This is a genomic window from Arthrobacter sp. B10-11 (assembly GCF_033142195.1).
GTDB classification, from domain to species: Bacteria; Actinomycetota; Actinomycetes; order Actinomycetales; family Micrococcaceae; genus Arthrobacter; species Arthrobacter oryzae_C.
On the sequence record NZ_JAWMTH010000002.1, the window covers coordinates 208,031 to 224,389 of the forward strand.

Consider the following 16,359-nt stretch of genomic DNA (forward strand, 5'->3'; position numbering starts at 1 on the left):
TCTAGTAGGTAGTGACCATCCCGAGCGGCCGAGAGACCTGGATCGATGAAGCCGCAGCAACCCCCGGTGACGTGAGACGACCATTCCCACGGAACTGTTCCTCCTCCTTTCGAGGAAACCAAAGGAACTAAGGGTGCTACTGCCAGGACCGATGGAGTGCTGCAATGACCCCTGAGATTTCCCCTGCCCTGCCCACCCTTGCCCGGATTCCGTCCGAGGCAACCCCACAAACCACTTCGGACGCGACGGCGAACGAAGCAGGGCTGCGTGACGCGCCCGGCTCCTCTCGCGGCTCTTCGGGATGGTCCCTGACTGAGCCCACGGACGACGCAGTGCACGGCGTCCCCACTGACGGACCGGCGCGTCACCGCAGTACCACCCCCAACGACCACACAGACACGGTTGCCTTCTGGGAACAGCAGGCCCTCCGCCTCGACTGGGCTGAACCCGCCGACGGCGCCCGCGGCGGCGACAACACCAGCGGCAAGCCCTGGCACACCGCCCACCGGCGCGTTCCGGCAGACCTGGACGCCGGCACCGGCCCGGACATCACGTGGTTCGAGGGCGGCAAGCTCAACGTCGCCTACAACTGCGTGGACCGCCACGTTGCCGCCGGCCGCGGCGACAAGGTGGCCCTGCACTTCGAGGGTGAGCCCGGTGACCGGCGGGCTATCACGTACGCCGAACTCCAGCGCGAAGTGTCCAAAGCCGCCAACGCGCTCCTCGATCTGGGCATCACCAAGGGCGACCGCGTGGTCATCTACCTCCCGGTCATCCCCGAAACAGTCATCATCACCCTCGCCGTGGCGCGCATCGGCGCCATTCACTCCCTGGTGTTCGGTGGATTCTCCGCCGAAGCGCTGAAGTTCCGGGTGGAAGACACCGGGGCCAAGCTCCTGGTCACCACCGACGGCCAGTTCCGCCGCGGCGTGGCCGTGCCGGTCAAGGACAACGCGGACGCCGCGGTTGCCGGGGACAACGCGATCGAGCACGTCCTGGTGGTCAACCGCACCACCCCCGCGGACCAGCTGGCAACGGTCCCCATGGCCGCAGGCCGCGACGTCTGGTGGCATGACGCCGTCGGAAATGCCGCTGACACCCACGAAGCGGAAGCGTTCGACGCCGAAACCCCGCTCTTCATCATGTACACCTCCGGGACTACCGGTAAGCCCAAGGGGCTGGTGCACACCTCCGGCGGGTACCTGACGCAGGCGTCCTGGAGCTTCGAGCACCTGTTCAGCAATCCGGACCCGGCGCTCCGGGACCAGGACGTGCACTGGTGCACCGCCGACCTGGCCTGGGTCACGGCCCACACCTACGAGATCTACGGCCCGCTATCCAACGGTGTCACGCAGGTGATTTTCGAAGGCACGCCGAACACCCCGCACCCGGGCCGGCACTTTGAGATCATCGAGCGTTACGGCGTGACTCAGTACTACACGGCGCCCACCCTGGTCCGCTCGCTCATGGGCTGGTTCCCGGACGGCGTCCCGGACACCTACGATCTCTCCTCCATCCGGATGCTCGGCACCGTGGGCGAAGCCGTCAACCCCGAAGCCTGGCGCTGGCTCCGCCGGAACGTCGGCGCCGGCACCGCCCCCGTGGTGGACACCTGGTGGCAGTCCGAGACCGGCGCCACCATCCTCTCCCCCGCCCCGACGGACACCGAGTTCAAGCCCGGCTGCGCGGCCCGCCCACTGCCGGGCGTCAGCACCCGGATCGTGGACGACGCCGGCAGCACGGTGCCGCCGGGCGTCCAGGGATTCATTGTGGTGGACTCCCCCGGACCCGCCATCGCCCGCACCGTCTGGGGCAACCCCCAGCGGTACTTCGATTCGTACTGGCGCAAATATGCCGCACAGGGCTGGTTCCTGGCCGGCGACGGCGCCAAATACGACGACGACGGCGACATCTGGATCCTGGGCCGGGTGGACGACACCCTCAACGTGTCCGGCCACCTGCTGTCCACGATCGAAATCGAATCGGCCCTCGTCTCCCACCCGGCCGTGGTGGAGGCGGGCGTCTGTCCGGTGGCGGATGCGAAGACCGGCCACGCCGTCGTCGCCTTTGTGGTGCTGAAGGGCGGGGCGTCCACGGAAGTGGCCGCGGACCTGCGGAACCACGTCGCGAAGGAGATCGGACCGATCGCCAAGCCGCGCGACGTCGTCGTGGTTCCCGATGTGCCGAAGACCCGCAGCGGCAAGATCATGCGCCGGCTGCTCACCCAGCTTTTCGAGGGGACCACCCTCGGCGACACGACGTCGCTCCAGAACGAACCGGCGATCGCCGGCATCCAGGATGCCCTGGCCGGCTATGCCGCCTCCCTCACGGGACAGAAGCAGACTTCCCTCAACGGACAGAAGTAAAGGAACAAACATGAACGACATCAGCAGCGTTGCCCGTCTTTCCGAGCCGCTCAAGTTCGCCTACTGGGTGCCGAACGTTTCCGGCGGCCTGGTGGTCTCCACGATCGAACAGCGCACCGGCTGGGACTTCGACTACAACAAGAAGCTTGCACGGATCGCCGAGAACTCCGGCTTCGAGTACGCCCTGACGCAGACCCGCTACGCCGCCTCCTACGGTGCCGACAAGCAGCACGAGGCCACGTCCTTCAGCCTGGCGCTGCTGGCGGCCACCGAGCGGCTGAAGCTCATTTCGGCGGTCCACCCGGGCATGTGGCACCCGGGCGTGCTGGCCAAGTACATCATCACCGCGGACCACATCTCCAACGGCCGCGCCGCCGTCAATATCGTCTCCGGCTGGCTCAAGAACGAGTTCACCAACTTCGGCCTCGAATGGCTCGAGCACGACGAACGCTACGTCCGCACCGAGGAATTCATCAAGGTGCTCCGTGGCCTCTGGACCGAGCAGGAATACAGCCAGTCCGGCAAGTACTACAACATCACCGACTTCACGCTGAACCCGGCGCCGGTGGATGTTCCGGGCCGCGCGCACCCGGAGATCTTCTTCGGCGGCAACTCCACCGCGGCCCAGGCCACGGCCGGCCGGGTGGCGGACTGGTACTTCTCCAACGGCAAGGACCTTGAGGGCTTCAAGGAAAACATTGCAGGGGTGGTGGCAGCTTCTGAGGCCACCGGCCGCGGCACCGACGGCGCCCTCGCGGCGCCGCACTTCGGCCTGAACGGCTTCGTGATCGCCCGCGATTCCGAAAAGGAAGCCCGCGACACCCTCCGCGAAATCGTGGAGAAGGCACACAAGCCGGCAGTCCAGGGCTTCCGCGACGCCGCGCAGGAAGCCGGAGCGTCCACGAAGGACGGCAAGGGCATGTGGGCGGACTCGACCTTCGAAGACCTGGTCCAGTACAACGACGGCTTCAAGACCCAGCTGATCGGCACCCCGGAGCAGATCGCCGAGCGGATCGTCGAATACAAGAAGATCGGCGTGAACCTGTTCCTCACCGGCTACCTGCATTTCCAGGAGGAAGTGGCGGCGTTCGGCCAGGACATCCTGCCGATTGTCCGCGAGCTTGAGGCGGACCTCGCCCGCAGGAACGGCACTGAGCTGGACCTTTCCGGCACGCCCGTCGCCTCGGCACCCGCAGCCGGCCTGGTGAACGCCTGATGGCCGACCGCAAGTTCGGTTTCCGCACCCGCGCCCTCCACGCCGGCGGAACGCCCGACGCGGAGCACGGCGCCCGGGCCGTCCCGATCTACCAGACCACGTCCTTCGTCTTCAAGGACACCCAGGACGCCGCCAACCTTTTCGCCCTGCAGAAGTACGGCAACATCTACTCGCGCATTGGCAACCCCACGGTGGCGGCATTCGAGGAGCGCATCGCCTCCCTCGACGGCGGGATCGGCGCTGTAGCGACGTCGTCGGGCATGGCGGCGGAGTTCATCACGTTCGCCGCGCTGACCCAGGCCGGGGACCACATCGTGGCGGCCTCCCAGCTGTACGGTGGCACGGTCACCCAGCTGGACGTCACGCTGCGCCGGTTCGGCGTTGACACCACGTTCGTGCCCGGCACCGATCCCGCGGACTACGCCGCTGCGGTCCGGGAGAACACCAAGGCCATCTTCGTTGAGGTGGTGGCCAACCCGTCGTCGGAAGTCCAGGACCTTGCGGCCCTGGCAAAGGTGGCGCACGACGCCGGCATCCCCCTCGTGGTGGACGCCACCTTGAGCACGCCCTACCTCGTGCGGCCGATCGAACACGGGGCGGACATTGTGATCCACTCCGCCACTAAGTTCCTGGGCGGACACGGCACCACCCTCGGCGGCGTGATTGTCGAAAGCGGCCGCTTCAACTGGGGCAACGGCAAGTTCCCCACCATGACCGAGCCCGTGGCCTCCTACGGCAACGTCTCCTGGTGGGGCAACTTCGGCGAGTACGGCTTCCTGACCAAGCTCCGCTGCGAGCAGTTGCGGGACATCGGCCCGGCTCTCTCTCCGCAGTCCGCGTTCCAGCTTTTGCAGGGCGTGGAAACCCTTCCCCAGCGCCTGGACGAGCACCTCAGGAACGCCCAGGCCGTGGCCGAATGGCTTGAGGCGGACGAGCGCGTGGCGTACGTGAACTTCTCCGGGCTGCCCTCGCACCCGCACTTTGAGCGGGCGCAGAAGTACCTGCCCCTGGGCCCCGGTTCCGTGTTCTCCTTCGGGGTGAAGGGCGGCCGCGCCGCCGGCCAGAAGTTCATCGAGTCGCTCCAGCTGGCCTCGCACCTGGCCAACGTGGGCGATTCACGGACCCTCGTGATCCACCCCGGCTCCACCACCCACCAGCAGCTGAGCCCGGCCCAGCTCGAGTCCGCCGGAGTTCCGGAAGACCTGGTCCGCATCTCCGTGGGCCTGGAGGACATCGACGACATCCTGTGGGACCTGGACCAGGCGCTCACCGAAGCGCAGAACGCGGCGGCGGATGACGCCGTCGTCCTCGAAGAACCTGCAGACGCCTGCACGATTGGAGCACGCGCATGAGCACGGTAGGCCGCACCTGGGAAGGCCCCTCTGCTCCGGAACGGCTGAACCTGCTCCGGCAGGCGAAGTCGATTGCCATTGTGGGCGCCTCGGATAAACCCTCGCGGGCCAGCTACTTCGTGGCCACGTACCTGCAGTCCTCCACCCGGTACAAGGTGTACTTCGTGAACCCCGTTGTTAAGGAGATCCTTGGCCAGCCTACCTACGCCTCCCTGGCCGACCTTCCCGAAAGCCCGGACATCGTGGATGTGTTCCGCAAACACGACGACCTCCCGGGCGTCCTGGACGAAGCCGTCGCGGCCGGTGCCAAGACCATCTGGCTGCAGCTGGGCTCATGGCACGAGGACGTGGCCAAAGAGGCCGAAGCCGCCGGGCTCGACGTCGTGATGGACCGCTGCGTCAAGATCGAGCACGCACGCTTCCACGGCGGCCTCCACCTTGCCGGCTTCGACACAGGAGTTATTTCCTCAAAGCGGCAGGTCCTGGCCTGACCAAAGCGTGATCTAAGCGCGAACGGACACTTGGGGCCCCGGCCGGGGCGTCAAGTGTCCGTTCGCGCAAGATCGCAGAATGAGGGCGGCCCGGGCTACGGCCGGAACTTCCTTAGCCAGCTGCTGACGGGTTCGACCACGGAATCCACAGCGGAGTCGAGCAGCCCCTCGCCGGATTCGTCCGTCTTCCGGTTCTTCTGTCCCCGGTCCTCGGTGCTGTTTTCCTCCGGCGACTGGCTGGCCTGGTCAGAGTGCTCGCCGGGCTGGTCCCGGGAGTCCGGTCCTGATAGCTCCTCCGGTGCGGATTCGGCCCTGCCTGCACCGGAAATTTCAGCATCCGGCCTGCCCGCTTTGCCGTTGCCTGAAGCGGCCCCGGGTGCCCAGTCAGGTCCCTTGGCCGGCGGAAGTAGCTGACCGTCCGCTCCCGTCGCCGCTGCCTGGCCGTTGGCGTTACCCGGACCGGCCGGGAGGGTATCCGGACCGGCAGCCAGGTCCTCGGCTGAAGGAAGAGCCTCATCGAGCTGCAGGAAGAGTGGTGAGACCCATGCCAACCGTCCGTCCGGGTCCGAACCTGCGGGCGCAAGCGGAAGCGTCCAGCCCGGCGTCCAGTCCGTGGTCAGCTCCTGGATGGACCACAGCCCCGGGCCGCCCTCCGATACCTGGCCGGTGGCGGCGACGCCGCTGACCCCGAGGCCCATGCCGGCAAGGACGGCCAGTCCCACGATTGCCGGACGGTACTGGCGCAGCCAACGCTTCCTGGTCAGTTCGTCCTGCGGCCCGGCCAGCATGGCCGCCAGTTCAGGGCCGGGAGCAGGAACCTGCATTTGCGCCAGCGATGCTATGGACAGGAGCGCGGCCCTGAGCTCGGGCACGTCCGTGTGGCCGGCGTCGATCAGAAGCCGGTCAACGGTTCCACCAGAACAGTCATCCCTGGTTGTCATGGCGCTACGTAGTCCTTTACGGCCGAATGTTCACGGAGTCTGTCCAAAGCACGTCGCTGAAGCTGTTTGACGGCCCCGGCGCTCTTCCCCATAATTTCGGCCACCTGCTCCACGGTGAGATCTGCAATGATCCGAAGGGTCAGGACCTCCTTTTGATCCTCGCCCAGGACGTCCAGCAGTGCCAGCACTTCCCCCGGCGCCACCAACAACATGGCCGCGGCTTCCGCCGAGGCGGATTCCCTCCGGTCAAACTCCGGTTCGAAAGGTTGTTTCGGCGGCGTCCGGCTTTGCCTTCGGTGATCGTCCACCATCCGTGCGTGGGCCACCGAGAACAGAAAGGTGCGCAGTCCGCTGGCGCCGCCGCTGATGGTGTCTATCCGGGGCAGCACCGCCAGGAAGACATCCTGCATGGTGGCCTCCGGGTCCTCGACGCCGCGGGCGGTCAGGTATCCCAGCACCTGCGACGCATAGCTCCGATAGACCAGATTGAACAACTCACCATCGCGGCCTTTGAGGGCCCGCAATGCATCGTCGGTCAGTGCTTCGGTCACGGACGTGTGGCTTTCGTTCAAGGGGGATGGCTACATCATTGTATGGCCATCATGTGGCGGCTGGGTGGAACCCGCTCCATAACTTTACCCTTGGTAACCACAGGGAAACATCATCGGAGACCGCGCACTCCTGAGCCGGCTGTCTGCTGAACCGGCTTCGGACAAAAAAGGGCCGGGCTGGAACATGATGGGGGACAGTTCCAGCCCGGCTCTCTTTTTGCAGTCAAGCGCCAGGTTCGAACCTGATGGGGGACAACTTCGTACCCGGCGCTTTCATAGTGGTAATCGCCACGGCACTGCTGAGGGTTACGCGGAATCCAAAAAACTTTCAAAAAAGTTTTTGGCGCCGTTCCGGGGCCCTATTCAGGGGTGCGGAAACCGCTGGAGGGCCAGCCAATGCCGGTCGCCAGGAGGCCCGTGAGCAGCCCCTCAGCAACCCGTCAGCAGGCGGGACAGGGCTGATGCCAGCTCGTCGGCGTCCGGGCCAAGGCGCCGGGCCGTCTCGCGCGCCCGGTCCATCCGGTCCATCCGGAGATCGTTGTCCACGAGCCAGGCAACCAGCTCGAGCCGGGAGGCCCCCGCCATTGCAGCCGACGATGCCAGGCTTTGGGCTGCGGCACTTGCAGCCTCGACGTCCCCGCTGTCCAGCGCGGAAACCACGTTCTTGACCCTGGACGGGAGCAGGACCAGGAACACGTCCAGGAATTCAAGGAGCCGGCTCTGGGAGTGGACGCCCCCGGCAAGCTCCTGCACGCGCATCCGGTCAAGGACCGGTTCCCGATTGATCCGCGCCCGGTATCGGCGCGGTCCCTGATCCGGCGCTTCGGTCCGGTCCGCCGGCCCTGACCCGGGACCGGACTTGTTCTTTTGTGACTTCAAGCTGAGAACCATGATGTCCATCCCTCCCGTTAGCGCGTCGAGGACTCCCCTGTGGGAGCCCCACTCCAGGCGAGGTGCCGGTAACTCCAACATAGGTAGCGGGGAACGGCCGGTCACGAGTGGGCGGTACCTGAATAACACCCGCTACCACCTGTATCAGGAGTGCCACTACGTACCAGTCCCGTGGCGGCCCTGCAGGTCCCGATCCTGTAACGCTCCGGTGCCGGGGGTTACGCGCAGCGTCAAGGGGTGTCAGGATACCCGCATGAGCGAGGAAGTGATGGCCGTCCCTGCCGCCGGTCCGGCAGCGACCCCCAAACATGTGACCGGACTGATCAATCCCCAGGGTTCCGCCGCGACCCGGGCCATGCGCGAGCAGGCCCGCAGGCGGCGGGATGCCGAGGCGAAACTGCAGCAGCACCTGCTGCAAACCCGAAACAAGCAGTCCGCCGGCTAGCCGGCAATATCCCTTAACGACGACGGCGGCGGGCCACCTTTCCAGGTGACCCGCCGCCGTCGGACGTCAATGAGCGTCAGTCAGTTTCAGTCCAGGATCAGGTCGTTGACCACGATCGTCTGGTCGCGGTCCGGACCGACGCCGATCGCCGAGAAACGCGTGCCGGACAGCTTCTCCAGGGCAAGCACGTAGTTGCGTGCGTTCTCCGGGAGGTCTTCCAGGGTGCGAGCACCGGTGATGTCCTCGGTCCAGCCCTCGAAGTACTCGAAGATGGGCTTGGCGTGGTGGAACTCGGTCTGGGTCATGGGCATTTCGTCGTGCCGGACGCCGTCCACGTCGTAGGCCACGCAGACCGGGATCTGTTCGATGCCGGTCAGCACATCCAGCTTGGTGACGAAGTAGTCCGTGAAGCCGTTGACGCGGGAGGCGTGGCGTGCCAGCACGGCGTCGTACCAGCCGCAGCGGCGCGGACGGCCGGTGTTGACGCCGAACTCGCCGCCGGTCTTCTGCAGGTACATGCCCATCTCATCGAACAGTTCCGTGGGGAACGGCCCGGCGCCAACACGCGTGGTGTACGCCTTGATGATGCCGATGGAGCGCGAGATGCGGGTGGGGCCGATGCCGGAGCCCACCGAGGCGCCCCCGGCGGTCGGGTTCGAGGACGTCACAAACGGGTAGGTGCCGTGGTCGACGTCGAGGAACGTTGCCTGGCCGCCCTCCATGAGGACCACCTTGCCCTCGTCCAGCGCCTTGTTCAGCACGAAGGTGCTGTCGATGACCAGCGGGCGCAGGCGTTCGGCGAACGACAGGAAGTAGCTGACGATCTCCTCCACCTCGATGTCGCGGCGGTTGTACACCTTGACGAGGAGTTCGTTCTTCTGGCGCAGCGAGCCCTCAACCTTCTGGCGGAGGATGGACTCGTCAAAGACGTCCTGGACGCGGATGCCGAGGCGGGCCACCTTGTCCATGTAGGCCGGGCCGATGCCGCGGCCCGTGGTGCCGATGGCGCGGCTGCCCAGGAACCGCTCGGTGACCTTGTCCAGCACCTGGTGGTAGGGCGCCACGAGGTGGGCGTTGGCGGAAACACGGAGCTTGGAGGTGTCCGCGCCGCGGGCTTCGAGGCCGTCGATCTCCTGGAACAGGGCTTCGAGGTTCACCACGCAGCCGTTACCGATGATTGGAACAGCGTTCGGGCTCAGGATGCCGGCCGGAAGGAGCTTGAGCTCATACTTCTCACCGCCTACGACGACGGTGTGCCCGGCGTTGTTGCCGCCGTTCGGCTTGACCACGTAGTCCACGCGGCCGCCAAGCAGGTCAGTGGCTTTACCTTTGCCTTCGTCGCCCCACTGGGCTCCGACGATCACGATTGCTGGCATGGGATCCTCCCCCATTCGTTCGGGCCGGACCGCAGCCGGTTCACCAAGGTGACCCGCCAGGGGACAGCGCCGTTCATGAGAATGCCCCGAACGTACCGGCCTTCGCTGGTCCGCGGGGCAGCGCAGCGACGCAAGAGTTCCGGGGCTCTTACCACCCAAGTTTAGCCGATGACAGACTTTGCCCAGTTGATGGCCCGCCGCGGCCCTTCGCACGAAGTAAAGGACCGCGGCGGCCTGACGCAGGCGCCCCTACTCGTCGTCGGCTTCCTCGCCCGGGCGGGAGGTCTGGGTGTCGAGGGTGTCCCAGAAGGAGGTGTCGGCGTCGGCGATTGAACCGTCAGCGATGGCAGCCGCAGTGGACGTCAGCGTGGTCACCGTCTGCTTGATCAGGTAGCCGTTGCTGCGAAGGCCGAGGGCGTAGCCGTCCAGGTAATGGTCCGACATGCCCCGCATTTCAAAGAGCAGGGTGGCTATCCCGTACTCCACGGCGATGCCGTTGCGGCTGATGGTCTCGGCGCTGCCGCCCACGTACTTGCCGAGGTGGCCCCAGCCCGTGGAGTCCACATTGTCGAACACCACGGCCCCCAGCTGCTTGGACTTCTCGACGACGGCCGGATCGGCGTTGGGGGTGGTGGGGTACAGGATGGAGCCGGACACCAGCTCCCCGTCGCGTTCGCTGCGGGTCCCCTGGTGGTGCAGGTCGATCATGTAGTCGATCCCGTACTTGCGCATCACATTCTCATGAAGCGCCCGGGTCTCGGGCTGGACCTTGGCTACGTGGTCGCGGTTCAGGTCCACCCCCTCGGCGTTGTAGCGGGTGAGGTTGCGGTCGCCCTTGGCCTGGTAGTCGTCCAGCGGGAAGTTCACGTCTCCCATGGCACCGTCCGCGTTAAGCATGGGGACGATCAGGATGTTCACGCCGTCAAGAATCTCCCCTGACTTGGCCGTGCCCAGATGCCGCACGAATTCCAAGGCACCTTCGGTGGTGAGCTGCTCGTTGCCGTGCTGCTGAGTGAGGTAAAGGATGGTGGGCTTGGCCGGGTCCGAAATGTACTTCACCAGGTGGATGTCCCGGCCCTTGACCGTCTGGCCGATGACTTCCAGCTCCATGGCGGACTGGCGGGCGTCCTGGTCTTTGAGGAAGGAGACCATTTCGTCGTACGTGGCCAGCTTCGAAGTGGTGACCTGGCCGTTGCCGTCATAGTTGGGGCCTTCGCCAACGGCATTGGCCAGCGGGACAGGCGCCGCCACCACGGCCAGAGCCAGGGCGCCGGTAACGGCCAGGGTCCTGAAAGTTGACAGGTTTTTTCTCACGGGCGAAACCTCTTTCGAGTGCGTTGATGCGGCCGGCCGCCATGTCCCCCATCGCGGTCCGTGACAACAGCCAACCAAGCTCAACGGATACTGTCAATCAACTCGACAAAAGCTGAATGCCTCTGGGTCGGTCAACTCCCTGCCGCCGACGGCGGCCCCGGCCCGGCGTTTCGTTTCGCGGAGCTTGATAGACTGGTAAAGATCGATCAGGAATCGGTCCACTCACCACATTTTCAAACCACTCCGTATCTGGCGTGCCCGGTAATTGGCATGCCTGCTTTCGGTGTGGCAGCGTCACCGATCCCCGCAGGAGACACAGCAATACATGACAGCCCTGGCTACTGAATCTTTCCGCGAGCAGCTTCTGAGCCGCCGTTACGAACCCAACGTCGCAGCTGTCAACGAGCTGTGCGACACCTTCCAGAGCCTTAAGCCGGACACTGTGGTCCCCTACGTGGACCCCATGCACGACGTCGACGAGTGCCGCATCATCAGCCTGTATTCCAACATCGGCACCGCCGATGAATCCGGTTTCATCACCGCCGGCGACAGTGAGGCCGCCACCCGCATGCTCGGCGTGCAGTGGAAGCTGGGCCTCCGGCCCGAATTCGTGATGCCCTGGAACGTCCACCCGTGGCACATCCCCGGCGAGCCCAACGGCAAGTTCACCCCGGACCAGATCTCGGCAGGCCTCAAACCGCTGCTGAAGTTCCTCGCGCTGGTGCCCCGCGCCTCCGTGATCGTGGCCCACGGCACCGAGGCCAACCGCCTGGCCCAGCTGCTCCTGAAGACCGAGGTGCCGCTGCTGTGGCGCCGCGGCCTGAAGACCTACAAGGTCCGCTCGCTCAGCGGCCGCGCGTTCGCCGGTACTCCCGCCCGCCAGCAGCAGTACCTCGACGAAATGCACGTTGCCTACGCTGACGCCATGGCCCGCACCGGCCTCACTAAGGCGAACTAGCAACCACCGGAACATACGACGGCGGCTCCCCCCCTTCGCAGGTGGGGAGCCGCCGTCGTTAACTCAGTTGAGGTTTTCACCCTCGATGGCCGCCTTGGCCGTGGGATCGGAGTCATTGAGGAACTTCTCAACGCGCTCCGGTTCCTCCGCCTCGCCGATGGCCGAGGACGCACGGCCCAGGGCGTACAGGGCGCGGAGGAAGCCGCGGTTGGGCTCGTGTTCCCACGGGATGGGTCCCACGCCGCGCCAGCCGTTGCGCCGCAGCGAATCCAGGCCGCGGTGGTAGCCCACACGGGCGTAGGCGTAGGACTCGATGGTCCTGCCCTCGTTCCATGCTTCCTCGGCCAGGATGGCCCACAGGAGCGAGGACGTGGGGTGCTTCGCCACGAGATCCACAGCCTCCTGGCCGAGCGCCAGGTGCTGGTAGATCTCGGGCTCCGCGGGCAGGAGCGTGGGCTCCGGACCCATCAGGTTCCTGCGGAACTCGTCAGACATGATTAGAACGTCTTTCCGGCCGAGCCGAGCTGCTTGGTTGCCTCAACCACGCGGGCTGCCAGCCCGGCTTCAGCGGAAGCACCCCACACGCGCGGGTCGTAGGTCTTCTTGTTGCCGACCTCGCCGTCGACCTTCAGCACGCCGTCGTAGTTCTTGAACATGTGGTCTGCCACGGGACGCGTGTAGGCGTACTGGGTGTCCGTGTCGATGTTCATCTTGATGGTGCCGTAGGAAACGGCGTCAGCGATTTCCTGGTCCGAGGAGCCGGAGCCGCCGTGGAACACGAGGTCGAACGGGCTGTCCTTGCCGATCTTCGCACCGACCTGGGCCTGGATGTCCTTGAGGATCTCCGGGCGCAGCTTCACGCCGCCGGGCTTGTACACGCCGTGCACGTTGCCGAAGGTCAGGGCCGTGATGTAGCGGCCGTTCTCGCCGGAGCCGAGGGCATCGATGGTGGCCAGGGCGTCTTCGACGGTGGTGTAGAGCTTCTCGTTGATCTCGTTCTCGACGCCGTCTTCCTCGCCGCCGACCGTGCCGATTTCGACCTCGAGGATCATTTTGGCGGCAGCGGTGCGCTCCAGCAGTTCGCGGGCGATGCGCAGGTTTTCCTGCAGGGTCTCGGCGGAGCCGTCCCACATGTGCGAGTTGAAGATCGGGTTGCGTCCGGCCTTGACCTCGGCCTCGGAAGCTGCCAGCAGGGGCAGGACAAAGCCGTCCAGCTTGTCCTTGGGGCAGTGGTCGGTGTGCAGCGCGATGTTGACGCCGTAGTTCTTGGCCACTTCACGGGCGAACGCCGCGAAGCCCAGGGAACCGGCAACCATGTCCTTGGTGGAGGCGCCGGACCAGTAGGCCGCACCGCCGGTGGAAACCTGGACGATGCCGTCCGACTCGGCTTCGGCGAAACCACGCAGGGCCGCGTTCAGCGTCTGCGAGGACGTGACGTTGACGGCGGGGAAAGCGAAGCCGCCCGCCTTTGCGCGGTCGATCATCTCGGAGTAGATCTCTGGGGTTGCAATGGGCATGCTGACTCCTAAAGTGAATTTCGTCTACGGGTTGTGTTGACCCTGGAGTGAACCTCGTCGGCTAGCACCCATCCTAGCCATTTCTGCGCGGGGGCAGGGTTTCGGGTCACTGGCCGGGTAACACTTTGCCTGCACGCGCTGCGCCGAAGTGGCACTTCGCGGCAGTTTCAGACCCTGCGACTGCCGCGATCTGTCATCTCGGGCGCCAGCCGCGGCTTTCCAGCGCCGCCCGGACTTTACGCACGACGGCGGGGACCCCGCCCGTAAGGTCGTCTCTGGACACGCGCACCTCCAGCCAGCCCTGCTCGCGCGTCAGGGATTCGCGGCGAATGTCCCGCCGGTACTGCTCCGCGCCGCCGTGGCCGGCACCGTCGTACTGGATCGAGATTCGCCACTCCACGTAGGCCGCATCGGGCCACAGCACCGGGGCGCCGTGCACGCCCCACACCACGTGGTTCAGTTCCGGCTCGGGCAGCCCGGCCCTGACCAGGGCAAGCCGCATCACGGTTTCGGGCTGCGAATCGGCCCCGACCCGGATCAGCTCCAATGCCGTCCTGGCAGCACGGATTCCCCTGATCCCGGGATGGCCCGCAACCATGGTGCGCAGCTCCGCCACCGTGCAGAGGGGTTCGCGGGGCGCAGGGAACTCCAAGCCATGGGAGCAGACCAGGGAATCCCCCGCGACAACCAGTTCATCCACGCCGGCCATGGAAGCCAAGTCCAACCAGGTCCGGGCAGGCGAGGTGAGCCGCACGCCGTCGTACTCCACAAGCTCGCCGGGAAGGAAGGTCAACAGGTGCCCCACCACGTTGACCCGGCGGGGCATGCTGAACCCGGGACGACGGGACACGTGGACCCGCCAGTCCTCCTCCAGCCTCCAAGCCAGGGCAGCACGCCAGACCCGGGCGGCGGACACATGAGTCAGGGCTGACGAATCATCCAGTTCCGTGTAGGCCCGCAGTGCCGCGCCGCCTGTGGCCTCAGATCCGAGGTGGACGCGGATGCCCCGGGAAACTGTGGCCAGGTCTTTGGCCTCCGTTCGCGTCCTGCTGACGCCGGCCTTGTCAGACATGCGAAGCGAGAACGATCCGGTGGTCAGGTGTTCGGGAAGCGGGGCCCTGTGCATCTCCGAATTCTTCACGATCCGGGGCTGCCGCGGAGGGTTATCCACAGGCAGCCGCCCCGCGCGGCACCGAGATGGCATTTCGCGGCAGTGTTGGGCGCAAACACTGCCGCGAAATGCCATCTCGGCGGGGGCTAGACGTGCTGGCTGAACACGTGGCGCCGGATCCACGCATGCATGGCGATGGCCGCCGCGGACGCCGCGTTGATGGACCGGGTGGAGCCGAACTGCTCGATCGACAGGGTGTCCTTGGCCGCCTCGTGGACCTCGGGTGTCAGGCCCGGACCTTCCTGGCCGAACACCAGGACGCAGTTCTTCGGGAGGTCGTAGGTTTCCAGCGGCACGGAATCGGGGAAGATATCGATCCCGATGATCGCCAGCCCCTCCCCCTGCGCCCACGCCACGAAATCCTCCACTGTGGGGTGGTGGCGGACGTGCTGGTAGCGGTCCGTGACCATGGCCCCGCGGCGGTTCCACCGGCGTCGACCGATGATGTGGACTTCCTTGGCGAGGAACGCGTTGGCGGTGCGCACCACGGTGCCGATGTTGAGGTCGTGCTGCCAGTTTTCGATCGCGATGTGGAACTCGTGGCGCTTCGAATCGAGGTCCGCCACGATGGCCTCGTGCTTCCAGTAGCGGTACTTGTCCACCACGTTGCGGCGGTCCCCGTCAGCCAGGAGGTCCGGGTCCCAGTGCTCGCCTTCGGGAAGCTCGCCTTCCCAGGGTCCGACGCCGACCTCCGCCTTTGGTTCCGCGTCTTCCCCCGTGGGGGAACCGTGAGGGAGGACGGGCAGGGCTGGGGTCTCGGGGTCAGTCACGCTTCAACTTTAGCCGCGGCTCAGCCGTCGAGTTTCCAGCGGTTGGCGCGGTAGGAGTTGCCGATTTTCTCCAGCAACTCCGGGTTGGCGCTCCAGTAGCCCTCGTGTCCGCTGACGCCCATCATCTGCGGCGTGCCCCATGGGGTCACGGTAAACAGGTTGACGGCCCGGATGGCGTCGCCCCCGGCGTTGGTGCAGGTGAAGCGGACCACCACGGCGGCCGCGCGGCGGAACTCCCGGATTTCCGGCGTCGACGACTCAAAATCGCTGGCACATTTATGGCCCACAAGGTGCTGCGGCAGTTCGGCGGCGGGGATGGCCTTGAGCTTTGCCTCGATGTCCTTGATGGCGGCCTGGACCTTTGCGGGCTCCTTGCCGTACTTGCCTTCCTCTGCCTCGGCGAAGAAGGCAAAGGCCGTGGAGATGCCGTCACCGTCACGTTCCTCCGTGCCCTTGGCAACCTGCTGCATGGGGGCGCCGGTGACCGGGTCCGTGGTGATCCCGAAGGTGTCGTCGCTACTCCACGACCCCAGGTAGGTGAAGGAGGATTCCCCGGTGACAAAGCGCTTGAAAAGCGGGTCGTCGGCGGCCGGGATGTTGTCCGGGCCCTGCAGTTCATCCCACCCCTGCGGAAGCGGGAAGGCCCCGGCCGGCATGTCGTCCGAGCCTGCATCCTCCGACGGTGTGGCGGACGCCTCGGGGGCTGCGCTCTCCCCCGCCGTTTCCGATGCAACTTCCGAGGGCGCCACCGGTGCGGGGTTCTCCCCTGCCTGCGGTTTGCTGAACGCCGGAATGACCCAGACGAACACGGCCACCAAGGCAATGACCACGGCAGCGGCGACGGCACCCAGCACAATGACCAGGTTCTTGTTGTTGCGCGGCGGCTGCGGCTGCGGTTGCTGCGGCGGCGGCTCCGGCGGGAAACCCTGCGTGGGGTAGGGCTGCTGGAAGCGGGGCGGCGGCGGTGCGCCGTGGTTGTTGCTCATGGGGGGCCCTTTCA

Annotated in this window: 16 protein-coding genes; 6 read left to right on the forward strand and 10 right to left on the reverse strand. The window is 66.1% G+C overall.

The annotated features are described in order from the left end of the window. The first annotated feature begins 164 nt into the window (after positions 1–164). From acs to RW112_RS06680, 4 genes are read left to right on the forward strand one after another with little or no spacing between them, the layout of a single operon-like run. Positions 165–2,366: an acetate--CoA ligase gene (acs, locus tag RW112_RS06665; RefSeq protein WP_317781015.1), complete on the forward strand. Its 2,202-nt coding sequence runs from the start codon at positions 165–167 to the stop codon at positions 2,364–2,366. A gap of 10 nt (positions 2,367–2,376) precedes the next feature. Continuing rightward, on the forward strand, positions 2,377–3,582 hold the full coding sequence (gene sfnG / locus RW112_RS06670) for a dimethylsulfone monooxygenase SfnG (RefSeq protein WP_317781016.1): 1,206 nt from the start codon (positions 2,377–2,379) through the stop codon (positions 3,580–3,582). Further along, on the forward strand, positions 3,582–4,934 hold the full coding sequence (locus tag RW112_RS06675; RefSeq protein ID WP_317781017.1) for an O-acetylhomoserine aminocarboxypropyltransferase/cysteine synthase family protein: 1,353 nt from the start codon (positions 3,582–3,584) through the stop codon (positions 4,932–4,934). The genes sfnG and RW112_RS06675 overlap by 1 nt, the downstream gene beginning before the upstream one ends. Then, entirely contained in the window at positions 4,931–5,425 is a 495-nt protein-coding gene (locus tag RW112_RS06680; protein WP_317781018.1) for a CoA-binding protein, read from the forward strand. The genes RW112_RS06675 and RW112_RS06680 overlap by 4 nt, the downstream gene beginning before the upstream one ends. Before the next feature lie 95 nt (positions 5,426–5,520). Here RW112_RS06680 and RW112_RS06685 read toward each other — a convergent pair whose 3' ends face one another. The 3 genes from RW112_RS06685 to RW112_RS06695 form a co-directional block, all read right to left on the reverse strand. Beyond that, entirely contained in the window at positions 5,521–6,366 is an 846-nt protein-coding gene (locus RW112_RS06685; RefSeq protein ID WP_317781019.1) for a hypothetical protein, read from the reverse strand. Beyond that, on the reverse strand, positions 6,363–6,917 hold the full coding sequence (locus tag RW112_RS06690) for a sigma-70 family RNA polymerase sigma factor (RefSeq protein WP_317781570.1): 555 nt from the start codon (positions 6,915–6,917) through the stop codon (positions 6,363–6,365). Before RW112_RS06690 ends, RW112_RS06685 begins: the two co-directional genes overlap by 4 nt. Before the next feature lie 429 nt (positions 6,918–7,346). After that, positions 7,347–7,808 carry an Hpt domain-containing protein gene (locus tag RW112_RS06695; RefSeq protein WP_317781020.1) on the reverse strand — a complete coding sequence of 154 codons (462 nt, stop codon included), beginning with the start codon at positions 7,806–7,808 and terminating at the stop codon, positions 7,347–7,349. A 253-nt stretch (positions 7,809–8,061) separates the two neighbouring features. Here RW112_RS06695 and RW112_RS06700 point away from each other — a divergent pair, with 253 nt between their 5' ends. Then, positions 8,062–8,253 carry a hypothetical protein gene (locus RW112_RS06700; protein WP_305943412.1) on the forward strand — a complete coding sequence of 64 codons (192 nt, stop codon included), beginning with the start codon at positions 8,062–8,064 and terminating at the stop codon, positions 8,251–8,253. An 86-nt stretch (positions 8,254–8,339) separates the two neighbouring features. Here RW112_RS06700 and RW112_RS06705 read toward each other — a convergent pair whose 3' ends face one another. Beyond that, on the reverse strand, positions 8,340–9,629 hold the full coding sequence (locus RW112_RS06705; protein ID WP_317781021.1) for an adenylosuccinate synthase: 1,290 nt from the start codon (positions 9,627–9,629) through the stop codon (positions 8,340–8,342). 249 nt (positions 9,630–9,878) lie between these two features. Beyond that, on the reverse strand, positions 9,879–10,943 hold the full coding sequence (locus RW112_RS06710) for a M14 family zinc carboxypeptidase (RefSeq protein ID WP_317781022.1): 1,065 nt from the start codon (positions 10,941–10,943) through the stop codon (positions 9,879–9,881). Between the two features lie 325 nt (positions 10,944–11,268). Here RW112_RS06710 and RW112_RS06715 point away from each other — a divergent pair, with 325 nt between their 5' ends. After that, a complete protein-coding gene (locus tag RW112_RS06715; protein ID WP_317781023.1) occupies positions 11,269–11,901 on the forward strand; it encodes a uracil-DNA glycosylase in 633 nt (210 codons plus the stop codon). Positions 11,902–11,964: 63 nt separating this feature from the next. On the opposite strand, the gene RW112_RS06720 is transcribed toward RW112_RS06715, so the two are convergent. From RW112_RS06720 to RW112_RS06740, 5 genes are all read right to left on the reverse strand, one after another. After that, positions 11,965–12,396: a DUF3151 domain-containing protein gene (locus RW112_RS06720; RefSeq protein ID WP_305943408.1), complete on the reverse strand. Its 432-nt coding sequence runs from the start codon at positions 12,394–12,396 to the stop codon at positions 11,965–11,967. 2 nt (positions 12,397–12,398) lie between these two features. Continuing rightward, positions 12,399–13,418, reverse strand: a complete 1,020-nt coding sequence (gene fbaA, locus RW112_RS06725) for a class II fructose-bisphosphate aldolase (protein ID WP_188811400.1) — start codon at positions 13,416–13,418, stop codon at positions 12,399–12,401. A gap of 193 nt (positions 13,419–13,611) precedes the next feature. Continuing rightward, positions 13,612–14,544, reverse strand: coding sequence for a hypothetical protein (locus RW112_RS06730; protein ID WP_317781024.1), 933 nt, complete (start codon positions 14,542–14,544; stop codon positions 13,612–13,614). A gap of 131 nt (positions 14,545–14,675) precedes the next feature. After that, a complete protein-coding gene (locus tag RW112_RS06735) occupies positions 14,676–15,359 on the reverse strand; it encodes a TrmH family RNA methyltransferase (RefSeq protein ID WP_411709868.1) in 684 nt (227 codons plus the stop codon). 20 nt (positions 15,360–15,379) lie between these two features. Further along, a complete protein-coding gene (locus tag RW112_RS06740; protein ID WP_317781025.1) occupies positions 15,380–16,345 on the reverse strand; it encodes a hypothetical protein in 966 nt (321 codons plus the stop codon). Positions 16,346–16,359: the final 14 nt, after the last annotated feature.